This is a genomic window from Brevibacillus sp. Leaf182, from assembly GCF_001423865.2.
Taxonomy (GTDB): domain Bacteria; phylum Bacillota; class Bacilli; order Brevibacillales; family Brevibacillaceae; genus Brevibacillus; species Brevibacillus brevis_C.
Genome location: NZ_LMPN02000032.1, coordinates 20,618 through 45,782 on the forward strand (window position 1 = coordinate 20,618; position 25,165 = coordinate 45,782).

At 48.0% G+C, this 25,165-nt stretch carries 22 protein-coding genes and 1 other RNA gene; 8 read left to right on the forward strand and 15 right to left on the reverse strand.

Features of this window, described 5'->3' with window-relative positions; all coding sequences use genetic code 11:
* The first annotated feature begins 81 nt into the window (after positions 1–81).
* A complete protein-coding gene (gene asnB / locus ASG16_RS23330) occupies positions 82–1,929 on the forward strand; it encodes an asparagine synthase (glutamine-hydrolyzing) (RefSeq protein WP_056490069.1) in 1,848 nt (615 codons plus the stop codon).
* 56 nt (positions 1,930–1,985) lie between these two features.
* On the opposite strand, the gene ASG16_RS23335 is transcribed toward asnB, so the two are convergent.
* Positions 1,986–2,522, reverse strand: coding sequence for a DL-endopeptidase inhibitor IseA family protein (locus ASG16_RS23335; protein WP_082195906.1), 537 nt, complete (start codon positions 2,520–2,522; stop codon positions 1,986–1,988).
* 207 nt (positions 2,523–2,729) lie between these two features.
* Between ASG16_RS23335 and ASG16_RS23340 the strand changes: the two genes are divergently transcribed.
* Positions 2,730–3,911: a NupC/NupG family nucleoside CNT transporter gene (locus tag ASG16_RS23340; protein WP_056490068.1), complete on the forward strand. Its 1,182-nt coding sequence runs from the start codon at positions 2,730–2,732 to the stop codon at positions 3,909–3,911.
* Between the two features lie 72 nt (positions 3,912–3,983).
* Here the strand turns inward: ASG16_RS23340 and ASG16_RS23345 are convergent, their stop codons facing one another.
* The 6 genes from ASG16_RS23345 to ASG16_RS23370 form a co-directional block, all read right to left on the reverse strand.
* Positions 3,984–6,026: a molybdopterin-containing oxidoreductase family protein gene (locus ASG16_RS23345; protein ID WP_056490065.1), complete on the reverse strand. Its 2,043-nt coding sequence runs from the start codon at positions 6,024–6,026 to the stop codon at positions 3,984–3,986.
* Positions 6,027–6,119: 93 nt separating this feature from the next.
* Positions 6,120–7,295 carry a DUF418 domain-containing protein gene (locus tag ASG16_RS23350; protein WP_056490060.1) on the reverse strand — a complete coding sequence of 392 codons (1,176 nt, stop codon included), beginning with the start codon at positions 7,293–7,295 and terminating at the stop codon, positions 6,120–6,122.
* A 43-nt stretch (positions 7,296–7,338) separates the two neighbouring features.
* Positions 7,339–7,932, reverse strand: a complete 594-nt coding sequence (locus ASG16_RS23355) for a TetR/AcrR family transcriptional regulator (protein ID WP_056490057.1) — start codon at positions 7,930–7,932, stop codon at positions 7,339–7,341.
* Between the two features lie 153 nt (positions 7,933–8,085).
* Entirely contained in the window at positions 8,086–8,571 is a 486-nt protein-coding gene (locus ASG16_RS23360) for a MarR family transcriptional regulator (protein WP_056490053.1), read from the reverse strand.
* Between the two features lie 92 nt (positions 8,572–8,663).
* A complete protein-coding gene (locus ASG16_RS23365) occupies positions 8,664–10,178 on the reverse strand; it encodes a monooxygenase (RefSeq protein WP_056490132.1) in 1,515 nt (504 codons plus the stop codon).
* 163 nt (positions 10,179–10,341) lie between these two features.
* Positions 10,342–12,678 (reverse strand): S-layer homology domain-containing protein, encoded by a 2,337-nt coding sequence (locus ASG16_RS23370; protein ID WP_056490050.1) that lies wholly within the window; start codon positions 12,676–12,678, stop codon positions 10,342–10,344.
* Positions 12,679–13,106: 428 nt separating this feature from the next.
* On the opposite strand from ASG16_RS23370, the gene ASG16_RS23375 reads away from it, so the two are divergent.
* Positions 13,107–13,700, forward strand: coding sequence for a TetR/AcrR family transcriptional regulator (locus ASG16_RS23375; protein WP_056490049.1), 594 nt, complete (start codon positions 13,107–13,109; stop codon positions 13,698–13,700).
* Positions 13,701–14,174: 474 nt separating this feature from the next.
* The gene (locus ASG16_RS23380; RefSeq protein ID WP_056490048.1) at positions 14,175–15,215 is read left to right on the forward strand and encodes an NADH:flavin oxidoreductase; all 1,041 of its coding nucleotides are present in this window, start codon (positions 14,175–14,177) and stop codon (positions 15,213–15,215) included.
* 144 nt (positions 15,216–15,359) lie between these two features.
* Here the strand turns inward: ASG16_RS23380 and rnpB are convergent.
* Positions 15,360–15,749, reverse strand: an RNA gene (gene rnpB, locus ASG16_RS23385) — RNase P RNA component class B.
* A gap of 116 nt (positions 15,750–15,865) precedes the next feature.
* On the opposite strand from rnpB, the gene ASG16_RS23390 reads away from it, so the two are divergent.
* Together ASG16_RS23390 and ASG16_RS23395 are read left to right on the forward strand one after the other, a co-directional pair.
* Complete coding sequence (locus tag ASG16_RS23390; RefSeq protein ID WP_056490047.1) at positions 15,866–16,174, forward strand: iron-sulfur cluster biosynthesis family protein; 309 nt, start codon at positions 15,866–15,868, stop codon at positions 16,172–16,174.
* Positions 16,175–16,187: 13 nt separating this feature from the next.
* On the forward strand, positions 16,188–16,721 hold the full coding sequence (locus ASG16_RS23395) for a gamma carbonic anhydrase (RefSeq protein WP_048032380.1): 534 nt from the start codon (positions 16,188–16,190) through the stop codon (positions 16,719–16,721).
* A gap of 54 nt (positions 16,722–16,775) precedes the next feature.
* On the opposite strand, the gene ASG16_RS23400 is transcribed toward ASG16_RS23395, so the two are convergent.
* Both ASG16_RS23400 and ASG16_RS23405 read right to left on the reverse strand, forming a co-directional pair.
* A complete protein-coding gene (locus ASG16_RS23400) occupies positions 16,776–17,495 on the reverse strand; it encodes a class I SAM-dependent methyltransferase (protein ID WP_056490045.1) in 720 nt (239 codons plus the stop codon).
* A gap of 163 nt (positions 17,496–17,658) precedes the next feature.
* A complete protein-coding gene (locus ASG16_RS23405) occupies positions 17,659–18,342 on the reverse strand; it encodes a DUF1385 domain-containing protein (protein WP_056490042.1) in 684 nt (227 codons plus the stop codon).
* Between the two features lie 76 nt (positions 18,343–18,418).
* Here ASG16_RS23405 and yfkAB point away from each other — a divergent pair, with 76 nt between their 5' ends.
* Both yfkAB and ASG16_RS23415 read left to right on the forward strand, forming a co-directional pair.
* Positions 18,419–19,534 carry a radical SAM/CxCxxxxC motif protein YfkAB gene (gene yfkAB / locus ASG16_RS23410; RefSeq protein WP_056490039.1) on the forward strand — a complete coding sequence of 372 codons (1,116 nt, stop codon included), beginning with the start codon at positions 18,419–18,421 and terminating at the stop codon, positions 19,532–19,534.
* Positions 19,535–19,566: 32 nt separating this feature from the next.
* Entirely contained in the window at positions 19,567–19,821 is a 255-nt protein-coding gene (locus tag ASG16_RS23415; RefSeq protein ID WP_048032376.1) for an alpha/beta-type small acid-soluble spore protein, read from the forward strand.
* A 2-nt stretch (positions 19,822–19,823) separates the two neighbouring features.
* On the opposite strand, the gene ASG16_RS23420 is transcribed toward ASG16_RS23415, so the two are convergent.
* The 5 genes from ASG16_RS23420 to ASG16_RS23440 form a co-directional block, all read right to left on the reverse strand.
* The gene (locus tag ASG16_RS23420) at positions 19,824–21,233 is read right to left on the reverse strand and encodes an MDR family MFS transporter (protein ID WP_056490038.1); all 1,410 of its coding nucleotides are present in this window, start codon (positions 21,231–21,233) and stop codon (positions 19,824–19,826) included.
* Positions 21,234–21,415: 182 nt separating this feature from the next.
* Complete coding sequence (locus ASG16_RS23425) at positions 21,416–21,604, reverse strand: hypothetical protein (protein ID WP_007724315.1); 189 nt, start codon at positions 21,602–21,604, stop codon at positions 21,416–21,418.
* Positions 21,605–21,703: 99 nt separating this feature from the next.
* Positions 21,704–22,045 carry a LysM peptidoglycan-binding domain-containing protein gene (locus tag ASG16_RS23430; RefSeq protein WP_048032375.1) on the reverse strand — a complete coding sequence of 114 codons (342 nt, stop codon included), beginning with the start codon at positions 22,043–22,045 and terminating at the stop codon, positions 21,704–21,706.
* A gap of 150 nt (positions 22,046–22,195) precedes the next feature.
* A complete protein-coding gene (locus ASG16_RS23435) occupies positions 22,196–23,416 on the reverse strand; it encodes a metal-dependent hydrolase family protein (RefSeq protein WP_056490035.1) in 1,221 nt (406 codons plus the stop codon).
* Between the two features lie 167 nt (positions 23,417–23,583).
* Positions 23,584–25,119: a fumarate hydratase gene (locus ASG16_RS23440; protein ID WP_056490032.1), complete on the reverse strand. Its 1,536-nt coding sequence runs from the start codon at positions 25,117–25,119 to the stop codon at positions 23,584–23,586.
* Positions 25,120–25,165: the final 46 nt, after the last annotated feature.

The window sequence follows — 25,165 nt, forward strand, 5'->3', positions numbered from 1 at the left end:
ATTCCCTGCTGGACAGACAACCTCGCTAGGCTGATTGCATACGCTGTGTGTGCAATGCTTCAGGAGAAGGGTGATCATACCATGTGTGGAATTGTAGGATGGATTGATTGGGAAAAGGACTTATCTGGTGAACGTGATGTGCTGCAAAAAATGACCCAATGCCTCAAGGATCGAGGCCCTGATGCAGAAGGCTTTTGGCTGACTCCTCGTGCGGCCCTCGGTCATCGTCGCCTTGTGGTCGTAGACCCTGCTGGCGGACAGCAGCCTATGTCAGCTCTCAAAAACGAACACGCCTGCACCATGATTTACAATGGTGAATTGTATAATACCGAGGATTTGCGAGCAGAACTGCTTGCGTGTGGACATACCTTTCAATCTCACTCGGATACGGAGGTACTTTTGCACACGTATTTGGAGTGGGGGCCAGATTGTCTGTCAAAGCTAAACGGCATCTTTGCTTTTGCGATCTGGGACGAACGCGAACAAAGATTGTTTGTCGGCCGTGACCGTATGGGGGTGAAGCCGCTGTTTTATGCGCAAAGAGGCAGTTCCTTTCTGCTTGCCTCCGAGCTCAAAGCCTTGCTCGCTCACCCCGATGTCAAACCAGAGCTCTCTCGTGAAGGCTTGGCGGAGGTTTTCGGAATCAGTCCCGCCCGCACGCCTGGCCATGGTGTTTTTCACAACGTACATGAGGTTCGGCCCGGCGCTTATCTGTTGGTGACACGGGATGGCGTCAAGCAAAAACGCTACTGGCAGCTCGAAAGCCACCCACATACAGATGACCTAAAGACAACTGCTGAGCGTGTCAGGGAGTTAGTCACGGATTCGATTGAACGTCAATTGGTTGCGGATGTTCCTGTTTCAACCCTCTTATCAGGCGGGTTAGACTCGAGCATTATAACAGCGATTGCGGCAGATCATTTTCAAAAAACAGGCCGTGGAACCCTGCACAGCTACTCCATCGATTACGTAGACAACCGAAAACATTTCAAGGCAAGTACTTTTCAACCCAATGAGGATGAACCATATGTGCAGCTCGTTACAAAGTTTCTCGGAACCCAGCACCATACCATTGAGTTCGACACAGACGATTTAATTGAGTCCCTGAAAACAGCGACACTCGCCCGCGACTTGCCGGGGATGGCTGATGTGGATGCGTCCCTTTACCTGTTTTGCCGAGAAATTAAAAAAGAGACGACCGTCGTCCTCTCTGGAGAATGCGCCGATGAAGTATTTGGTGGGTATCCGTGGTTTCATCGCGAGGAACTTCTAAATGCCGGGACGTTCCCATGGTCGAGAGCGACAAAACAACGTGCCTCCTGGCTATCCCCTGATCTTCGCGATTGGGTCAAACCTGAGGAATACGTTGCCATGCGGTATGAGGAATCTCTCGATGAAGTCCCACATCTTCCAGGCGAAGATCCAATGGAAGCTCGCCGACGGGAAATGTTTTATTTGAATATAACGTGGTTCATGAACACGCTGTTGGATCGCAAAGACCGAATGAGTATGGCGGCCAGTCTGGAAGCGCGCGTCCCGTTCTGTGACCACCGCATCGTGGAATACGTCTGGAACATCCCATGGGATATGAAGACGCATGGGAATCGGGAAAAAGGAATTTTGCGAAAAGCCATGGAAGGAATCTTGCCTGATGAGGTTTTGTATCGCAAGAAAAGCCCGTACCCGAAAACACATAATCCCGCCTATACAGAAGCCGTTCGCTCTTGGCTGCTGGACATTTTAAACGACTCTTCCTCTCCACTGCTTCAACTGGTAGATGTTCCAACGATTCGAAAAATTGCCGAATCAGATGCACAGGCTTCGAGCATCCCGTTTTTCGGTCAGCTCATGAGTACACCCCAATTGTTCGCCTATCTCGGCCAACTGGATTATTGGCTACGGGAATACCGTGTTTCCATTCGTGCCTAACGACATGACAAAAGCTCCTCGCCCCTTATGATTCGGGGGAATTGAGGAGCTTTTCGTTACTTTTTGGTTCTTCCCCGTTGCTTGGTTCTGCGTACGGGTTGTGCCTTCGGGTTGAGGGGTATGGTAGCAATAGATTGATATCTCAGATCAAACTGCTCGCCTGAGCGTTTCATGATCGTGAACGTTTTGGTTGCGCCGACTCGGATCAAACGGTAGTCGACTCTTGTTTTTTTCCCTCCCCCGCTCAGTATCGCAGCCACGGTCCGATGATCCGGCTGATTCACTTTTATCTGCAACGACAACACGGTTGCAGGAAAAGGTGGAATGTCACGATAAGGAACACAGAGCTTTCCTTTCAGCATCCGCAAATGGAGATTCCGAATCATCACTTCCGTCAATTGCTTCCCCCAATACCGGCGGAAAATACGGGAGATTTTTCGTTTGGTGTTGTATTTTTCTGGCAATGGCGTGTAATCCACACCGTTTACGGTATACACAGGCTTTCCTCTCGGCGAATTCGCGATCTGAGTCCAGACATGCTCTGCTGAAGTGATAAACTGCTTGAGCCTCTGCAACTCATCCAAGGATTTCACCTCCTCCATAAACCGTATGGTGGTGGGCTTATGCTAGTACGCCCGATTTCAGCGTTCCAAACGTAATGGACAATAATTCTGAACATACATATAAATTGCAATCATATTATCGAGATGATAGAATATAAACCGCTTTCACTTCTCCTGTCGGGAAGTGCGTTTTTTTGCCCTTTAAGTTTAGTACTATTTAATTTCTCGGAGGTTGTAATGAATTTCATCATTCCCATCGCTGGCTTACTCATCGTGATCGGGTTAGCATTGTTAGGGAGCAATGGACGTAAACAGGTCAAATACAAACCAATCATCGTCATGATTGCTCTGCAATTTTTGCTTGCCTTTCTTCTTCTGCATACCAAGTTTGGGTTTATATTCGTTTCAGCCATTTCCAAATCGTTTGAAAAGCTTCTTGCTTTTGCTGCGGAAGGGATCAATTTCGTATTTGGCAATCTGGCAAACGACGGACAAATGTCCTTTTTCCTTGGTGTATTGCTCCCAATCGTCTTCATTTCAGTCCTCATCGGTATTTTGCGGCACTTCAAGATTTTACCGATTATCATGAAGGCAATTGGCTTTGTTCTGAGCAGAATTAACGGCATGGGTAAGCTGGAGTCTTACAACGCTGTCGCTTCTGCTATTGTCGGTCAAAATGAAGTGTTCATCGCTGTAAAAAAACAGCTCGGTTCCTTGCCGGAGCACCGTCTGTATACGCTGTGCGCGTCAGCTATGTCCACTGTTTCGATGTCGATTGTCGGTGCGTACATGACGATGATTGAGCCGAAATACGTTGTCACGGCCCTGTTCCTGAATCTGTTTGGCGGCTTTATTATCGCTTCGATCATCAACCCTTATACAGTGAACGAAGAAGAAGATTTACTGGAGATTCAAAGCAATGAAAAGCAGTCCTTTTTTGAAATGCTCGTCGAGTACATCATGGACGGCTTCAAGGTAGCAGTAGTCGTGGGCGCTATGCTGCTCGGTTTTGTTGCCTTGATCGCGGCTGTGAATAGCTTGTTCGGCATGATTTTCGGCTGGACGTTCCAAGAAATGCTTGGCTTCGTCTTCGCTCCTTTTGCCATCCTGATGGGCATTCCTTTTGCGGAAGCGATGACGGCTGGTAGTATCATGGCGACGAAGCTCGTAACGAACGAGTTTGTGGCCATGATCGAGCTGGGCAAAGTCGTATCTGAACTGAGCCCACGTACAGTAGGAATTCTCTCTGTCTTCCTCGTTTCGTTCGCGAACTTCTCCTCCATCGGCATTATCGCTGGTGCGGTGAAAGGGCTGAATGAGAAACAATCCAATGTAGTCGCTCGCTTTGGGTTGAAGCTATTGTTCGGTGCCACACTGGTTAGTCTTTTGTCTGGTGTCGTCGTCAGCTTCGTCCTGTAAGTGACAAGAGAAAGTGTCCCTCTGCCATGCAGTAGGGACACTTTTTTATGGTAGGATAGGAAAGTTTTATTATCAGCGAATGATCTTTTCCACATCAACACGTCCAGAGAAAAACGTCGCGCCTCCACCCATATCCGCGATTCGATCTGGTGTGAGGGCATTTACATAATGCTTCGGACCTTCGTTGTCTGCCCATAAGCCTTGGCTCACAACGACACCCGAAAGAACATTTTCACCGACAGCGGCCACCAACTCGCACTCTCCCCGCTCATTCCAAATGCGGACCGTATCTCCATCACTAATGTCTAGACTAACAGCATCCACCACATTCATGTGTAAACGAGGTATTTTTTCCATCTTCTGATGTTTTTCATTATTCGAGAACGTGGAGTTCAAATAATTGTGATTGGGCCCCGGGACAAATAAATACGGGAAATCCCCATCATTCACCAATGGCGTGTACGTTGGTAATGGGGGCAGCCCTCGTTTTGCCATTGCTTGCGAGTAAAGCTCAATTTTACCACTTGGGGTGGGAAGGTGTTCCAAAAAGAAAGGTTCCAGATTGGCTTTGGCATATTGTTTTTCGACCAAAGTTTCATACGTGATTCCTTCCAGATGAGGATTGCCGTGCCCCTCCAACGCCTGTCTGACCATCTCTGCATCACTGTCTTGAAAAACAGATTCGTTATATCCCATGGCAGCAGCCAGCAAACGGAAAACATCCGTATTGGACTTGCTCTCTCCAAATGGGGCGATCACTGGTTGCTGAAGTTGAATGTAATGATGCCAATAGGACGTGTAAAAATCCGTATTTTCATAAGAAGACGTCGCTGGCAATACGATATCAGCATAGAGAGCCGTCTCCGTCAAAAATAAGTCGTGTACGACCGTGAACAAGTCCTCTCTCGCCAAGCCTTCCCGAACTTTGTTTCCTTCCGGTGCGACAATGGCTGGATTGCTCGTATAGACAAAGAGCGATTTGATCGGCGGCTCTGTATCGAGCAACGCTTTCCCAAGTTCATTCATGTTGATGACTCTCGTCTGCTTATTGGCCAGCAAATCTGGTCGCTGCACAGCAAGCTTGTTGTGCTCCAAGAAGCCTTTATTCCCTTTATTGGCCCCACCGCCTTTGACAAGCCACTGCCCTGTCAGGGCTGGAAGACAAGCAATCGTCCTTACACACATTCCGCCATTGTCGTGATGCTGAATGCCATTTCCAATGCGAATAAAGGAAGGAGATGTGTTGCCATACATTCTCGCCAATTTGTAAATATCATCGACAGGGACACCCGTTATGGCAGATACAGTTGCAGGATCGTACGTCCGTACATGCTCTCTGAGCTCTTCATGTCCTACCGTATATTTTTCCATAAAGGCTGAATCTACCAAGTTTTCAGCAAAAAGCACATGCATGATGCCCAATGCCAAAGCCGTGTCTGTTCCAGGTAAAATCGGAATAAACCAATCAGCCCATCGACCCGTCTGATTTTTATGGACATCAATCACGACGATCTTCGCCCCATTTTTTCGAGCCTGTTCCGCAAACACCACTTGATGCATGTTCGTGCTAACTGTATTGATCCCCCACATGATGAACAGCTTGGAATGAACGGTGTCTTCCGGATCTGTTCCAAAGGCTCCGCCCATCGTGTAGCTGTACCCTACAGCCCCTGCGCTGTTGCATATCGTTCGGTCAAGCTGACTGGCCCCCATACGATAGAAAAAACGGCGATCCATTCCTTCCACACTAATCCGCCCCATGTTTCCGTAAAAGCTGTAAGGCAAAATGCTCTCGGGACCGTCTGAGTCGATCAAGGCACGCCAGCGTTCGGTTATGGTAGTGATGGCTTCCTCCCAATTGATTTGAACGAACTCCCCGCTCCCTTTTTTGCCAATACGCTTCAACGGATGCGTGAGTCGCTTGGGATCGTAAATGCGCTCTGTCATGTTACGGACTTTGTTGCAAATATTTCCCTTCGTCACCGGATGGTTCGGGTCCCCTTCAATTTTGACGATTTTCCACGCTTGTTTATGAAGGAGCAATCCACATTGGTCCGGGCAATCAAGTGAACAGACTGCTGGAAAAACACCGTTTTCCTCGGTTGTATAAGTCATGGAGGTTCCCTCTTTCTCATAACAGTAACTAGCTTTTATACGCTATTATAATCGATTGAAAAAAGAAGGCACTACCCCTGCTGCAACGAGAAGTTACTGATTTTTATTTTTATGTACCATTCGTCTCATTACGAATTCTAATGGTCCGTTCAGCTTATATTTTTCTAAAATCGTAGCCAATAGCAGAGAAAGACTCCATATACCCACCGCAATCAAAGCAGCCATTCCGTTACTAACGCGTCCCCCTAAATCAAGTGCTACTGGTGACAAGAATAACACCAGCATCGCCTCATTCCATACAAAGAAGGTTAAAGAACGTTTTCCTAAAGCCATAATCGACTGGAGTACAGGCCCCGCTTTTTTTACCTTTGCCCCAATGATTCCAAAGAAAGCCGCATAAGCTAATCCTCCAGCAATTCCGGTTAAAATGTGGAATCCATAAACGAAACCAGCGAGAAAAAAGCTCGGGCTCCATATGTTCCCAATAAAGCTTAAAGGCAATGCTCCTAGTATAGAAACAGCTAAGCCCATCGTTGTTAGGAAAGTAAGTGTTCGTAACTGTTGCTCTGGCTTGGTTAATAATTGATAGTTGGCAATCCACATACCCAGCAAAACAGAAGGAAGAATCGGGAACATACCATGAATAAAAATAGGGATAAACGGAAAATAAGTCAAACTAAGTATCAGCGTGCTAAGATAGGTGTCCGTAGCTAACACCTCTGGAGGAAACCCATAATCTCCGATGGATTCCATCGTGAAGCCCCACATTATCGGATTTGTGATGATATACAATAACGTGATACCAATAAAGGTTCGGATCAGCGTCTTGATTTCATGTGTTAACAGCCAACTGACGAGAAGTCCAGCTACCCCGTAGGCCATTAAAATATCTTGACCGCCTATGATCACCACTAAAACGGCTCCAAATACTATCAAATACCAGGAACGCCTCCGGACCACCTGTAAGGCTTCTTTTTCTCTTTTTCCTTTCGCCATTTGACTATCAAAAGCCAGTACCAAACCATAACCGAATAAAACAGCAAACATCGCTCTCGCTCTGTTATCAATGATGAACATGCCAAAAAGATTCACAACCTGATCAAAGAAATTCTGACTTTCCATTCTGTGAACGATCCCGGGTTCCAAAGCGTACAGATACAGCGGGGCATGCGCGAGAGCAATAAGTAGTAACATAGCGCCCCTGGCAAGATCTAATGAAACGGCACGTTTTTTTGTCTCCGCCGTTTTCATATGAGGTAAAACAGACATACGATCCTCTCCTGTGTTTGTTGACAAAAGTTCAACGGTATCGTTAAACAATGAGCTTCTTCACCATTTTTACGAGCTCAACGGCGTATTGCTCCATGGGTATAGATGAATTCGCTTTAAGCATTCTTTCTTCGATCGCCCCGATAATAATGGATGCGACTATATCCGTTTGAAAAGATGAAGTAAATTCCCCATTCTGTTGGCCTTCCTCGAGAATATCCACTAACATCGTTCTAAGTCCGTCCTCTTCCTGTTCGTCTTCCATTCTGTAATAAGGCACCCCATTTTCATTCCGAGCCGTAAAGACAATCTCAATCAAGGCAATCGTATGTTTATAATGGGTTTCTTGATAAGCCAGATGTGCCTCTATAAAAGCTTCCAGTTTTTTCGTTGCGGACTGCGATAACCCAACGTTCCCACGAATAAAGTCAAGTTGCTTCGCTACCAGAAACAGTAAGGTATGATTCATGAGATCAAGCTTGTCATGAAAGTGATAAGAGATAAGCCCTGTGCTAATCCTGGCTCTCTTTGCTACCTTCGTTAAGCTCAAGTTGTGATAGCCAACCTCTTCCAATGTATCAATACAAGCAAGTACAATCTGCTCTCGTCTAGCCTCGGCAATAAAAGAATCAGTCATTGCTACTACACTCCTGCGGGTCATTTTTGATCAATTAATCAAAAATTTGATCAGTCAGTCAAATTGTATATAGTATGATTTCATTTGTCAAGAACATTCCGAGACAATGAAAAGGGCCCCATCACTGTGATGGCGCCCCCTTTGTCTACGATTTTAGAAATCCCAATCCAGTAAGTCCTCCAGTAGTTCGCGTGAAAATGCTAATTGCTCCGGTGTGTATTTATCCAGAAAGCTCTTAAATCGCTGTTCAATGTCCTGATGCATCTGGTGATGAATCTTATGCAGCTTTTGTCCCTTTGCAGTTAGCCGATAGTACACTTCTTTCTTATTATCAATCAGCTGTTGCCTTTTAATTAAATCAAGCTTCCATAACTTTTTGCTGATCCGCGTAATGGACCCTTTCGTTAAGTTGACTTTTTCCGAAATCGTGGTGACATTGATCGGACCATGATCCCCGATACAGGCAATGAAATGAATTTCGGATAGGGTAAGGTTTAGCTTCATCCCCATCTCGGATTCCAGCTTCTGCATCTCTTCTGCCATTCGCGCAGTCAATTTGCTTTCTCGCAGCTCTTGCTGCGTGACTAGCTGTATGTAAAGCTGTATGATTCTCTGCTTGGAAAGTTCTGTGCTTTGCATATCATGTCTCCTAGATAACCATCTCCTCTCCATTATATACTGATTGTTTCGAGGAAAACAATCCATTTTGTTTTGCACAAAACAATCTTGTTTCAATTAATGTGTCCGCACCAGTGGTAGATTCCTTTCCGAATCGCTTCCATCGGATTAGACTCCGCCTGGGAAACCGCCCATGCGACATATCCATCCGGTCGAATCAACGCTGTATGCACGTCATGCCAATCAACAGCTCCCTTAGCAAGCGAAGCGCGAACTACATGGACATGCTTGTATTTCGACCATTCGAGAGCATCGTCCAATCGTTCATCCGAGTCGAAATGTAGCAAGAGGAATGAACCAGAATGAAAAAGCTCGTATGCATTCTGACACTCACCGTTCTCCAGACGAAGATTCAACTCTGTAAAACGTCGACCGTTCAATACATGCGGCTGCGTCTCCCCATCCGGTTCATACTCGACATTGAACGCAGAGATTTGGGTAGCCAGCAGATAATTTGCCTCGGGTATTTGCAGCAGGTCGGACACCATATTCCTCAAAGCTATGACGGATGGGGAGAATTCCGAACTACCGAACAGAAGCGATTGCACCTGTGTATTCGTTAGCAATGCGGTAGTGATGGGGAAACGCTCCGTATGATAGCTGTCCAACAGCCAATCCGGTGCCCAGCCTTTTAAATGGGCCGCCAGCTTCCAACCCAGGTTGATTGCCTCTTGTAAGCCAACATTCATCCCCTGTCCTCCGGCTGGAAAATGAATATGCGCCGCATCTCCCGCCAGGAAAATCCGTCCTTCCCGATAACGCTGAGCTTGCAAGGTCGCATTGCCAAAACGAGTCATCCAAAACGGATTGGAAATTCCAAAATCGTCTCCAAGAATGCGCAGCAAACTAGCCCGCAGTTCCTCCAGTGAAACTGGTTCTTCTTTTGGTATGGCCATTCGCTCCGGATCGATCAGCACCACCCGATGCATCCCTTTTGGCAAGGGTACAATCATGACCAAACCTCGTTCATTAAAGTAGGAAGGAGCTCCCGATTCAGGTGGATTTTTTAAAACAACATCCCCTTGCATAGCCGTAAAAGTCGCATTCTTACCGACAAACGGAATGCCTGCCTGCTTGCGGACAATACTGGCAGCGCCATCTGCACCGACCACATAGCATGCCGTCAGCACAGCCTTTCCATTCGGCCCGACAGCCTCAACCTCAACCCCGTGCTGATCTTGGTGTACGGCCATTACTTCCACTTCCCTGCGTATTTCCACCCCCAGACTTTTTGCCCACTCCTCTAGTATCTTCTCTGTTTCATGTTGGGGAATAATCAGTGTGTAGTTGGACGAAGAATCTAAGACAGAAAAATCCAAGCGTGTATCAAGCGCAGCAAAATGTCCTGTCGTAATCGGCTTACCTCTATCAAGTAATTTGGCTTTTAACCCGCGCAAATCCAGGATTTCCAGTGTCCGCGGATGTACAGTGAGCGCCCGTGAAAACGGGGTTGTTTCCTTTAAGCGCTCAAGCAGGCACACCTTCACTTTAGCCAACGCCAGCTCTCCAGCCACCATCATGCCAACTGGTCCACCACCAACAATAATCACTTCATAATCAGCCTGCATCGAAACCACTCCCTCTTTTTGTTTTGTGCGAAACAATATCAATATATCATTTCTTCCTTTCATTGAAAACGATTTTCAATGAAATACTTTTTAAAGGCTATGCCAACAAATGAAAAAGCGACCCCTTCTCGAATCGAGCAAGAGATCGCCTTTTTCTATTTTCTTATCGTTTGGCTACGACAATGACATAAACATGACCTTGATCATTTGTCCACAAATCCACTTTGTCTTTAGAAGAAAGATCGCTTTCTTTCAAGTCATTACCGTTGTAGTATTTGATCTTCGCGTCTTCTGTCATCTTCAAGCTCGTCGATACGTCATTGAAGAATACGTATTTATCTTTGTTCACGCGGGATTCAATTCCGACGAAACTCACGTTTTCCTTCGTCAGCTTTCCACTGATGGAAGCAGCAATGACATCACCATCACGATCAAGGGTCAATGTCACGTACTCAAATTGATCGACGTCTTCAATCGCATCCTCATCCGTTACATCGTACGTCTTGCCGTTAACCTCTACTTTCGCGGAAGTCACCTTGCCGTCATCGTTACGAACCTCAACAGCGTCAACCACACCGCTTACTTTCTTAGGCGCACCTGTAACGGCCTTTACTTTACCAGCGTTGTTGAGTGTCAGCGTGTACTCTTTGTCGTTGGATGCTGCATCGCTGTCAATCGTGACGCCGGACAAGAGCTCATACACTTTCCCGTTCACGGTAATTTTGGAACCGGATTTTTTCGTCACGTAGCCTTTTACGGTTTGCTTTTCCAAAGTCAGCTCCACAATGTCATTCGTGCCGACGTTGTATTTCCACGTAAGGATACGGTGGTCATTAAACTGATCGGTTTTAACCGTCGTTGGTGATACGGAGCTGCCATCGACACTCAGCTTCGCGTTGGTCAAGATATCGTAGGTTTTCCCGTCGATTTTCACCGTTGCCAGTTTTCCTGCTGCATACGCGGTTGTGTCTGAGACCAGCTTGTTCGTAGCTGCACCTACACCCTGCTCAACTTTGATCAGATTTCCATTTTTGTCAAACGTAAGAACAGCAATTTGGCCGCTCGCCAACTCATCCAGCTCATCTACTTCGTCTTCGTCTACGAACAACTCTGTATCTTCATGCACCTCGTAATTGACGCCGCCAACGCGAATCAAGTTTTTGTCTGTATCCACGGTGATCGTATCTGTGAAGCTCAGCTTCGTGTAAACAAGCTCAGATACTTTGCCGTCCACGTTGAGTGTCAGCTCGACCAAGTCATCTTTTTCGATGTCAGAGAACGAAGCACTTGTTGCTTTGGCCTCTGGATGCGCCTTGCCTTTGACCGTTGCTTTGGAATCCAGAGTATAGGTCGTGCCGTCTACTCTCAGCTCTTTCTTCGAGTTGGAACCGCTCACGGAAGATACTTTTTCCACAATTCCTTTTGTCGTGTTGTCGCTAATCGTGATGGACTTGATCTTGCCATTATCCCCAACGACTGCCACAAACTTTTGGCCGATGTGAGAACGGCTTACATTTACGCCGTCTTCTACTTCCAAAACGACTTCTCTTCCATTGACGATTGCCTTGAATTTCTTTTCGTCGCCTACAGCCGTTGTAAAATTAAGACCAGTCTTCACGATTCCTTCGACAATTTCGGAGTCAGAAGTAACAACGGTGAGGAAAGACACACGGTCGTTTTTCGTCATGTATTCTACTTGCGCACCTACGACCAGATTACCGTATACTTGCGCGGAATCAGCCAGTTCGATTTCTTTGTTTTGTCCGACTAGTTTCAGCTTTTTGCCAGACTTGTCATACGAAGCAACTGTGCCCTTCACTACTGGCAGCTTCTGATTGGTTCCTTTTGCATTGCCATTTTTGTCGTAGTATGCGCCGTTTGCGTATACAGGTGTTTCCATAAAGCGATCCGTATACTTCGCGACGATATCACGCGGAGCTGCTGCTGTCGGTGTTTCTTTTGCATCGTAAATACCTGCTCTGTCGGCTTCCAGCAAGTACGGTATGTACCACTCGCTTGAGGCTGATGGACGTACGTCAATCTTCAAGCCCTGAACGTAAACAGTCAACGCTTCCGCAATTTTTACATTGTTGTTCGGCTTGAAGGTTCCATCTGGATATCCCTTGATGATGCCCTGGGATACCGCAAGATTAATGTATCCTGTTGCCCAGTGATCTGTTGGCAGATCTTTAAATACGGTCTTTCCTTGCAGGAGCTTTGCTTGTGCATCTGTGTACCCGAGTGCCAGCACAGCTACTTTGGCGAACTCCGCTCTCGTCACTTCTTTATACGGTTTGAAAGTGCCATCGGTATATCCTTTTAACACACCGGCATAATTCAATTTCAGAATCGCGTCTTTATTTACGTTTCCTCCAATGTCGGAGAATGGCAGTGCCGTAGCGGCCCATCCGGTACCCGGCAATGCAAGCGATCCTGCCAGAACCGCTGTCGCTACTAATTTTTTGAAATCCTTGCTTGCTCGATTCTTTGCTTTTTGCAAAATAAACCCCTCCATCAATGTAACAGTGTTATCAGTTCATTCTCTCCAGCAAACTCTCCCATTTGAAGAAATGATGGAATGGTCCACAGTAGAACTGTTTTCTTCCGCCGAATGCTCTTTTTAGACGACAAGACTTCCGAAAAAGTTTCAAAGCTTGTTCGCGGTAAATCATTCCACTGTTACTCAAACCACGCGAATCTTGGTTGAACAACATTAAGTCAATACCCGCGCAACTGGGAGGATCGACCGTCAACTGCAATAAAATCTTGCTCACAACAACCCAAACAATCCGTTCCGTGTCCGAAACGCCCAATCTCATTCCCGTTTGCAGCAGCAGACATGAGGGCACGTTGGCGTTACGGCAAACGGCAAACATCGTAACCGAGTCAATTGTTGACTTCACGGTCAACAATTGATAAGATGCGCTTATGAGTAGACCAAGAGAATTTGATGTTGATCGTGCGCTTCAACAGTCTATGGAAGTGTTCTGGGCGAAAGGCTTCAAGTCGACTTCCTATGACGATTTGACTCGCACGACGCAAGTGAAAAAGCAAAGCTTGTATTGTGTGTTCAAGGACAAGCGGGATTTGTTCCTAAAGGCGTTGGCACTGTATCGCGAACGGAGCATAGCGATGCTGGAAGAGCTAGCCTCTCAGGAGGTGTCGCCATTGAAGAAGCTGGAGGCTATCTGCGACTCTGCGCTGTATCAGAACGATGAAACGTTGCGCCGGGGATGTCTCATGGTCAATTCCGCATTAGAATTCGGAGATGACGACCCGGAAGTCAACCGCGAAGTAATGCTGATGTTCGATCAGGTCGAACGTATTCTCGAAAAGATCATTCGCGACGGCCAGAAGCAAGGGCTCATTTCTGCACGACAGTCCAGCAAGGAGCTGGCGGTTTACCTGAACAACGTGCTTAGCGGGGCGAAGGTCATGGAGAAGTCGGGCGCTTCCCGGGAGCAGATCGCAACGGTGTTGCGTACGTCATTTGCGCTGATGGTTTCGGAAAACGCTCGCTAGAGTCAGGCTATCCGAGCCGAAAGCTGCAGGGTGCGGGCAAAAAAGCGATTGCATTACTGGAGCGCCGAAAACGGATACCGTATCCGTTTTCGGCGGCAATTTCGCCTCTTCTCACTTCTAATGGACACAGTTGCCCTTTTTTCGTTAGAAATGCATTTTGTGTCCCTTAGAATGCTCGTTAAAAGTGGAGTGGGAGGCGGGAGCATGTCTCGGTCGATTTCGGTTATGATCCACTGAGCCGAGATTGCTCGAACATTTCCCGTCCAGCCGGGCGAGACGTTTGATTCAGAGTGGGATGCTTTTTTTTGCGATGTTATTGACTACATAGTCAACAATGCGATAAAGGAGGTGGGGCTTAGGAATTATAAAGGAGCAACTGGGGAAAATCAAAGATGTAGCTTTTTTACGCCATGAAGGCTCATTTTTTTGTTATATTCTTGACTCGGTAGTCAAGAAAAACTAAAGGAGGTTCTTATGACATATTCGCAATCCGTTCAATCCTTATTCCAATCGTTCTCAATCGGAAATCTTCAGCTATCCAATCGCATCTTAATGGCGCCGATGACTCGCCAATTCTCTCCGGAAGGCGTGCCCGGCCCTGATGTGGCGGCCTATTACCGCCGCAGGGCGGAGAACGGCATCGGCCTCATCGTAACAGAAGGCACGATCATCGATCATCCGGATTCGTCCAATCAACCAAATATACCGCATTTCTACGGCGAAGCCGCATTAAACGGTTGGGCGAACGTGTTGTCTGAGGTTCACGTGGCGGGCGGACGGATCATCCCGCAGATTTGGCATATGGGGGCCCGTGGCCAAGTCGACAATTATACGGAAACGGAAATCGCCGCCATCGTTCAGGCATTCGCTCAGGCGGCAGCTAATGCCAAGCGACTCGGCTTCGACGGCATCGAGCTTCACGGAGCACACGGATATTTAATCGACCAATTTTTCTGGGAGAAAACGAACCAGCGCACCGATCGTTATGGTGGCGACATCGTGAAGCGCACCCGCTTTGCAGTAGAAGTCATCGAAGCTTGCCGCCGCGCTGTCGGTCCAGACTTCCCGATCGTCCTTCGTATCTCACAATGGAAGTCGGGCGACTATACGGCGAAATTGGCGGCAACACCAGCTGAACTGGAGCAGTTCTTGAAGCCGTTAACCGAGGCGGGCGTCGATGTGTTCCACTGCTCCACCCGCCGTTTCTGGGAGCACGAGTTCGAAGGCTCCGATTTGAATCTGGCCGGATGGGTCAAAAAATTGACGGGCAAACCGACGATTACGGTCGGATCGGTCGGCCTGGAAACTGAATTTATGAGTTTCTTTACAGATGGTAAGGGCTCAAATATCACCAATATTGACGGGCTGATCGAAAGACTGGAGCGTGGAGAATTCGATCTAGTGGCCATAGGCAGGGCATTATTGGCCGATCCCGAGTGGGCAAGCAAGATTCGCGACGGCCGGCTCGACGAGTTGCTCCCCTTTACGGCCGAAGCAGTGAAAACTTTGTATTAAGTTCCGCAAAAACACCGGAGTCGACCCGGTGCTTTTGCGTTATAGCACCGACATTCCACTCATGAAAACGTTCGGGAATCAAGCATGAACGTAAAAAAACCACCTGAAACCTCAGGTGGTTTTACGTTTCATTCCAGCAGGAAATGCTATAAGCCAGGTTCTGTCTCTCCCGTGCTTCAAGCGGGGCAATCCCTCGCACCAAGAGCGGTAGCCATCTATCTATGGCATCCGAAGATACCATCCGTCCTTTCCGTTTGATTCCTTCAGGACGGTTCCCCTACCTAATTTGGGTTTCTCGCTCGCAGGGTTTACCGCGTTCCATCTTTTCTGTCGCCAGAAAAGCTACGTTTCTGTGGCACTTTCAGCGTACTCGGGCCTCAGAGAGAGCCCTTTCCACGCCGTCAGCAAGGCTTAGCACCTCACTGCCCTGGCTTGCACCAGGTACGAACACTCCAGGCATCTCAGCCTGGGCGAGCCTGGACTTTCCTCTACCACCAATCGTTAAAACGATTGCGGCAGCGACTACCCACATTTCCTGCACATCAGAATCAGTAACATTTACTCTATCACATGCCTCCTGCATGGTCAACAAGCAGGATTTGGAAGGTCCATTTGTAGTACAATAGAAATGGCTACGAGGAGGTATAACGATGATAACCATTACTCCAACTGCGGCAGTACGTCTTGCACAAATGATCGCGGAAGAATCGGATGCGCAACAGCTCGGAATCAGACTCGTCCCGACTACGACGGGTTGTGGCAGCTATTCATATAGCATCGCCATTACAGAAGCGGACAAACACGATATTGCCCAAAATATAAGTGGGATTCATTTCTTTTATCAAACGCATGAGATAGACAAGCTTTCCGGAACCGTCATCGACTGCGATCCTGCAACTGGCCGCTTCTCTATTTTCCATCCGCGCCCGATGCAAACAGATTGCTCGCTTACACATTGATTAGGAGGTTACTATGCTGCTCTTATCATTTGAAAACATCAAACCAAAGATTCACCCTACTGTTTTCCTGGCAAAAGGCTCCGTCGTTTCTGGCGATGTCGAAATCGGCGAGGATTCTTCTATTTGGTACAACACCGTGATCCGCGGGGACATCGCTCCGACCATCATTGGCAAACGTGTCAGCGTGCAAGACAACAGCACCCTGCATCAAAGCCCCAACAACCCGTTGATCCTCGAAGACGAGGTGACCGTTGGACATAATGCCGTTTTACATAGCTGCGTGGTACGACGCGGTGCATTGATCGGAATGGGCGCGATTGTGTTGGATCGTGCGGAAATCGGGGAAGAAGCGATGGTTGCGGCGGGTGCACTTGTTCCTCCAGGCATGAAGGTACCACCTCGCTCACTTGTTGTCGGCAATCCAGCCAAAGTAAAACGCGAACTCAATGAGGCAGACTTGAAAGAATTTGTACGCATTCGGCAATCATATGTGGATAAAGGAAAGATGTATCGCCAACTGGAAGAAACCCCGCTAGAACGGGAGTAGGAAAAAGAACAGGGAGGTCGAGGGCGCCTATGCACCTTCTATCCTCCCTGTTTTTTATGATTTGCAAATTTCCAAGTAATGCGTTGCGCCCACTAAAAACCGGAAGCTCGTCGGTTGCAGACTGGAGGTGTGGCCGAACCGTTGTATTTCTTCCATGAGCTGTGGCAGCTTGCTATATGGTTTACGATCCAATCCGATTAACGGATAGAGTCTGATTCGACCACCAGGCTGACAAACACGAAGTAATTCCTTGATCGCGTCCAGGTGAAATTGCTCATCGAACTGTTGGTGGTACAAAAACAAAAAATGACTGCCAAGCACCAGTGAAAATTGATCGTTTCCAAAAGGCAATTCCGGCAGCACGCCTGCGATGTATCTTTTACCGATGCCTTCATCGGCACGATACGCTGCAATGAATTGCTTCAGTGACCTTTCTCTGTTTTGCTGATGCTCGTCAAGCGAGCCGTAATATTCCCAATGAAGTGTATGTGCAATTCCAGCCAGCTTTTGTGTCGATTCCTCGATCTCTCGCTTCCCCTTCGTATCAATCTCTTCAGGCTTCATTTCGTAAAGCGGATCGACTGCGATTGCCTCTCGTCCTTGTTGACATGCCTCCGCTGTAAAGGAGGACGCTCCTGCCCCGACATCCAAGATCGGTCCCTTCGTCAAGATTTCGTCCGTGAGCGAAAACATATCCACATACTCTCGATAGGAACGGCATGTCATGGCCACTCCCACTTGCTCGTACACCCCTGCATCCTGTTCTTTTCTCATCTCGTCTCAGCTCTCCTCACCTCATATTCCTCGATCCCTTTTCAAAGAAAAAGGAAAGAGTTGAGCAAATATTACCAAAATACTTTTCAGGATTCAATGACGCAACTAACCTGTGCATGGAACAAAAAAAGCGGCGTATCCATAATGGAAACACCGCTTTACCTTACGAAGCATTCTGCAATCGATCTACCTCGCGAATGTGTTCAAACAGCATATACGAGCGGATCGCTGTCTCTAAATGAAGCCGATCCGGTTCTTTGGTCGTGCTGTATTTTTGAAAGAAAGCCGAGAGCTTGTATAGAAAGCCGAAATATTTACGCACGTAACGATCCCCGAGCATGCCAACAAGCAGTCCAGCTACCCCGCATGCGACGCTCCATTCCAAAGGTAAAAAGAATACAGACAAAATGAACCCCGTAAAAAACCAGACGACCAGATTCGTCGAGCAACCGTCATTCACGATATTTGCCCGTTGAATCTCTTTCAATGCTGCTAGCGACTTTTTACCCCCATAGCTAAACACTTTATGTTCCGCGCCGTGAAATTTCTTCATCATTTTCGGAAAAACGAAGTGAAAGCCCGCGATGTATACAGCTACCCACAGTGGATCGATGATGGCCCAGTCAGGCTTCACGATCGCTGCCAGTACATAACCAGCGAGTAGGAGATGAAACAATTGATAGTACCACGGAAAGGAGAAAAATATTCGATACCAGAGCTTCCCTATCGTTTTCAATGTGATTTTTTCCGCCCACATATGAATCACGCCGTCTTTTACTTCCGCGCATGCCAGCACATTTCGATCATGAAAAAGCACACCGCGTCCAAATGACATCCCCATAATCATCTCGTTAGCTATTCTCCTTCCGCCCTAATGTCGTTATAATAGGTTGTTGTACGCAGAATGAAGGAGGTTTCCACAATTGATCCGCATGGTTCCAACTACACCATTAACACCTTTACACGATCCATGGGAGCCGTTGTTCAATGCGACACCCCCCGCCTATAAACTTACCAGCGTCGAGTTTACTGTAACGAATCTGTGCAATCTCCGCTGCGAGCATTGCGCGGTTGGTGATACATTGCGATACAAAGACGATCCCGCTCTCCCTGTCGATCTCATACTCCGTCGTCTCGATGAAGCAAAAGATCTACTTACTATCAGTATAACAGGCGGAGAACCGATGTACAGCGAGCGCACCGTGAAAACTGTGATCGCGCCTATTCTACAATATGCAGCAGATCGTGGGCTGCGGACGCAAATCAACTCCAACATGTCCATGCCGTTTTCTCGGTATGAGTTGATCCTGCCTTACATCGACGTCATGCATATTTCGTGGAACTGGTCTACTCCTGAAGAATTCCATGATATTGTTTACGCAAAAGCACGGCAGCCGGTTTCAATCAAAAGAGCGGAAGCACAATTTCAAGAGATGATGGAAAATGCTCGAAAGCTCTCGGAAGCAGGTGTATTTGTCTCAGCCGAAACAATGCTGAATCATCGCACATGGACAAAGCTCGATACGCTCCACCGTCAGATTCAGGAGATGGGCAGCAAGCGCCATGAGGTACACCCGATGTATGCGAGTGATTTTGCCCGTGATCTGGATGTCCTTTCACTCGATGAGCTCCGTCAAGCCATTCATCGGATGCTCGATGTACGCAATGAAGATTTGTGGATGCTTTTCGGGACGCTTCCGTTTTTCGCTTGCAGTCCTGAAGCAGCAGACAGGGAATTGATCAGCAGACTGCGATCTGCGAAATATGTGACGACTCGCAATGATCCAGATGGTCGCAATCGTCTTAACATCAATATTTTCACCGGCGATGTCATCGTGACCGATTTCGGAGATGTAGAGCCATTGGGCAATATTCAAACTGATCAGCTCCAGGCGATGTTTGAAAAATGGCAAGAACACACGCTGAATCAGAAGATCAATTGCTTCTGCCCTGCCGCTGGATGTGCAGGACCTAATCTGCTCGTTGCTAATACTTACTATCAGGAAACAGATTTTACTCGGCGCAAAGCACTCGTCTAATTGGGGCACACTAGGGCGTGAGGTGATCTACCATGAGCAGACGCAAACGCCCTCTCGTCCCCGAGGCGAGAAAAGGACTGGACGCGCTAAAAGCACAGGTTGCACACGTTGCTGATCCCGCGCAGGCCAAATTCGAGGTCGCAGAAGAAATTCATGTTCCGTTGCAGCACGGCTACAATGGACAGTTAACCTCTCACGATGCTGGTCGAATCGGAGGACGCTTGGGCGGCAGTATGGTCAGAGAGATGGTACGGATGGCCATGGAAGGCATGAATAAAAAACCGTAAACCTATTGTTTTGGACTCCCGCTATTCGATGGATGCGAATGGCGGGGGTCTTTGTCGAGCAATCGAATATTGCCGAGTAGGACACTGGCTATCAGGCTGATTCCAATTAGAATCAATCCAGTGATAAAGACGTCGTGCAAAGCTTCACTAAACACCATTCCTGCCCGCATCTGCCATTCTACGATGGTCCCAAACACACTAATTCCAATCGTCCCCCCAATGGAACGAAATAATTGCGATGTCGACATGGCAACGCCCCGATCTTGCGGTTTTACGGCGCAGTGTGCTGCTGTACCGAGTGCTGGATAGATTGCCCCCATGCCTAGACCTGTGACAATCATGTAGCTTGCGAGCTGTGTGTTGGTTGTCTCTACATCAATCGTGCTTAGAAGGAAAAAGCCTGTCGCCATGATGAGTAAGCTGGGGATCAGAATCGCTCGAAATGAAGCTTTTGCCATCCATCTTCCCCCAACCGTCGAAGAAATCGCTGCGGACAGCATGAGTGGCACTAAAAGGAATCCAGCTTCTGAGGGGCTCGCACCATATACCCCTTGGACGAAAAGAGGGATATATGCGATTGCACCGAACAAAGCAGCACTCACAAAGAATCCCACGAGATTGCCATATCCAATGGCCGGAATGCGAAATAGGGACAGCGGAAGCAGGGGCTCCTTTGCTTTGGTTTCAATCCAGATGAACAAGCCGATAAGTAGAATACCCGCTCCCCCTAACCCAATCTTATATTCCGTCTCCTCCATGACAAGGGACAGCAGGATGAGAATGATGGCTGCACTCAAACTAATCGCCCCATACCAATCAATCACTGGCTTCTTTTCGTAGTGCCGCAGATCTCGAAAGGCTAGAGCAATGATCAAAAAGGCAGCGATACCAATGGGAAGGTTGATAAAGAAGATCCAACCCCATGGCAAAAGCTCCACAAGAATTCCTCCCAACGAGGGACCGAGTATACTCGTCATGGCAAAGACAGCTCCGAAAAGGCCTTGAAATTTGCCTCTCTTTTCGGGTGGATACAGTTCACCTACAATGATGAATGCAACCGGCATTAATGCCCCAGCGCCCAAACCTTGAACTCCTCTCGCTGCAATCAGACTCATCATGGAATTCGCCATGCCGCACAGGAGAGATCCTAAGAGAAACAGAAACAACCCGATCAAATACATTTTTCTCGGTCCAAACAAGTCCGCCATTTTCCCATAAATGGGCATGCTCGTGGTCGATGTGAGCATATAAATAGCGAACACCCAGCTATAAAGTGATAGACCTCCCAGTTCTTTCGTGATTGTCGGCATGGCTGTTGAGACAATCGTCTGATCCAACGCTGACAAGACTAACCCCATCAGCACTCCACCCGTAAGTAACCCCACGCGGCGCTTTTCCTTTTCCATCTCCATCGCACTCCCCTTTTTGAAGTCAGTTGATAACAGCTCCAAAAATATAAGGGAATTTCCGGAAAAAGAGTAGACTTTTTCTTTCTGATGAGTTATTCTGATGATAGAGTCTGCCCCTAAGAATCACGAATAAACTATAAATAAAAACCGCCTCCATTACGGACGCGGTTTTTTTGTTTTGCCATTCATCTCAACTTATCGAGCTTTTTGGCACTTGCCTTACGAGGTCCAAGCATCGCCTTTCCTATGTCGCCCACTTTGTTTACAGAGTCAAAAACTTGGTCGATGACATCCACCAGTTCCCGAATCTGTACCACTTTTCCATAGACGCCCATGAAATGGTGTCGGACGTTTTTTCCATTTAACCCTAGCATGGCGCACCTCCTCTTAATCCTCTCGTATCACTTTATGCAGGATCAGGCGAAGAGGAAATGGCGAAGCGTGGAAAATTATTCGGCCCTCTATCCAGCAGCTTAGCGTGGACGGGGCGTGCCAGTCGGCCGTGGGCGTGGAGGTTGTGTCGGCGTAATGGCCCGCTCCAGACGAGTGACACGGTTCTCCAACCGATCTACCCGATTATCCAGCCTGCGATAGTCTTCGCGAAGCGCATCTACTCGATTCTCCAGTCGATTCAAGCGACGCTCGACATCTCCACCAGGAGCTGGTGTCGGAGTAATCGGGATGTACAAATTTTGACCAACGTAAATGTAATAGGGATAGGCAATATTATTCACGCGGATCAATTCCTGAACGGATACACCAAAACGAGCCGCGATGCTGTTTAGCGTATCTCCCGAACGGACTACATAGTTCACGAATCTCACTCCTTTTTTCTGTGATCATTCGTTATTAACCTATGCCCGCCCTGGTACACGCGCAATAAACCAATACCCATTTTGGCAAAGAATAGTCAAACACCCAGTACAAACGCCGTTACAAACCTGAAAGAACAAGGCTCAGCCCCATCAGCACTTTGAATAGACAGTCACACCCTCAAGAAACACTTCCTCTACTTGCTTCAATGCCTCTATCTCTTGTAAAGGGTCCCCTTTTACCACAAGCAGATCTGCAAAATAACCCGGCGCTAGCGTACCGATCTTACTCCCTTGGTCCAGCACCTCAGCGGCGTTTTGGGTAGCAGCCTGAATTGCCCGAATTGGCTCCATCCCCAGCTCCACCATCAGCTTGATCTCCTCTGCCACAGGCGTAATCGGATAGCCTTCCAATACGATATCCGTACCCGTAGCGATCTTTACACCTGTATTTATCAATCGTGCGAAGTTCTCCCGGTACGCCTTTTCCGATTCGATGAAAAAGGCTCCCTGCTCGATAAGCCCTTCGCTCAATATGCCTTGATTCGCCTGTTGCTGCTCATTCCAAATATGCTTGTAATAATCAGCAATCTGGAAGAAGGTGACCATGGTCGGTACCCATACCAATCCTTTTTCTTTCATCTGCTCTGCCTGTTCAACGGTCATAAACGTCGCGTGCTCGATTGTATCAAATCCCGCATCAATCGCCATCTGGATCGCCGGTTGGAGCGAGGCATGCACACAGCATTTCCGTCCCAAGCGATGCGATTCATCAACCGCCGCATCCAGCTCCTCTTGTGTAAACTCCGGCGTTGGTGTCCGATGGCTCGTCATGAGCTTGATCCAATCTGCCCCTGCTCTCACTTGTTCACGCACGGCTGTGCGTACTTCCCACGGACCGTTTGCTTCTCGCAGGGCACCCTCTAATTGCCAGCCGTGCCCCCCGGTCATAATAATCCCTTGGTTTACCTGAAAAAGACGAGGGGAAACAATGAACTTGTTCTTGGCTGCCAGCTTCAGTGTACTGCACAATCCATCCGGTGCTGCAACATCGCGGATCGTCGTGACCCCCAAAGAAAGTGCCTCTTTCAAGTTCGCTGTCGCAAGTAGTGCCACGAGTCCATCGTTGTTGCGATACTCAGCCGAGTCTGGTTTGCTCCACCAATACCCGATGTGAACATGTAAATCGATCAAACCTGGCAAAATGGAGCATCCGCTGTACCGCTTTACCTCCCCTTCCGAAATGGAATCTGTGAGCTCCGATTCTTTCCCTACTGCTACAATCTTTCCTCGCTCATCAATCCCGACAGCGCCTTGTTCGATTACATGCTCTCCATCTCCGATAATGACGCGATCAGCAATCAACCATTTCATTCCTGTCCCCCCCTGTCAAAAATGAAAATCCATCTGTCCGCAATCGTGGTTAGTTCCTCGAAAGTTCATCATCTATCCAACTATTTCCTTCTCCTCACCCGCCTAGTTTGAAAAAAAAAGCCTCCGGCAGCACGTGAAGTGCGCCAGAGGCTTTCGTATTACATTCCTTATTTAAATACAGGTGCTGCAAACTGAGCCAATTTCTCTGCAGATGACTTTTCCACATCCGCATGCAAGCTGTTGCCATGAGCATCCATGGTGACGATTGCTGCGAAGCCTTTTACGCGCAGATGCCACATTGCTTCTGGAATACCGAATTCCATGAAGTCGACACCTTCTACTTTTTCCAAGCATTCTGCATAATACTGGGCCGCTCCACCAATTGCATTTAAGTACACAGCGCCATGCTCGTTCAATGCTTTCAGGGTTTTCGCACCCATTCCGCCTTTTCCGATAACGGCACGGATTCCAAATTTCTTGATGATTTCGCCTTGGTACGGCTCCTCGCGAATGGAGGTAGTCGGACCAGCCGCTTTTACATGCCAGTCGCCGGCTTCGTCCTTCAGCATGACTGGACCGCAATGGTAGATGATGCCACCGTTCAGGTCCACTGGACAGTCATGATCCATCAGGTAGCTATGCAGGGCGTCGCGTCCTGTGTGCATTTCACCGTTGATAATGACCACATCGCCCACTCGCAGGCTGCGGATTTGTTCTTCAGAGATTGGTGCTTCGAGAACAACCTCTCTGCGCTTTTCGCCCGCATCGTCCGTAGCTGCTACCGGGGACAAGTCCATCGCTACTTCTTCGTCTTTATAGAGGTAACAGAGGATTTCGCCAGTCTCCGGATTCAGGCGAACACCTTGACGGCGGAATGCCCAGCAGTTGTACGCAACGGATACGAAAAAGCTTGCTGGCAGGCGGTTTTCCACGCCGATTTTACAGCCCAAGAGAGTCGAGTTACCACCAAAGCCCATGGTTCCGATTCCGAGTTGGTTTGCTGTTTCCATGATGTAGTCTTCCAATGCAGCCAAATCAGCAATTGGATTCACATCGTCTACTTTGCGGAACAATTGATGCTTCGCCAGTGCATAACCGGAGGTACGATCGCCACCGATTCCTACACCGATGAAGCCGGCACTACAGCCTTGTCCTTGTGCTTGGTAGACGGCGTGCAAAATGCATTTGCGAATACCATCCAGGTTGCGGCCCACCTTGCCCAGGCCTTCTAGCTCACAGGGCAGGGAGTATTGGATGTTCTTGTTCTCACAGCCTCCGCCTTTGAGAATTAGCTTGATCTCGATTTCATCCTCTTCCCATTGCTCGAAGTGAATGACAGGAGTACCTGGTCCGAGGTTGTCCCCTGTGTTTGCACCCGTCAAGGAGTCTACGGAGTTGGAACGCAGCTTACCTGTTTTGGTTGCTTCTGCAATCATTTCTTTGATTGCTTGTTTAATGATTAGCTGGTTGACTCCAACCGGAGTTTTCACTTCGAATGTAGGCATCCCCGTATCTTGACAGATCGGAGAAACATTTTCTTCTGCCATGACAACGTTTTGCGCAATCGTAGACAACGACAGCGCTGCACGTGTGCCAAGATCCTCTTTCACTTTAGCTGCATTGACGGCACGACGCACGTCTGGTGGTAGATTCGTAGAAGTATCCGTGATGAGTTCCAGAATGCTTTGCTTCAAGTTTTCCATCTATGACGCCCCTTTTGACGTAGTGGTGTAAATGGTAGCATAAACC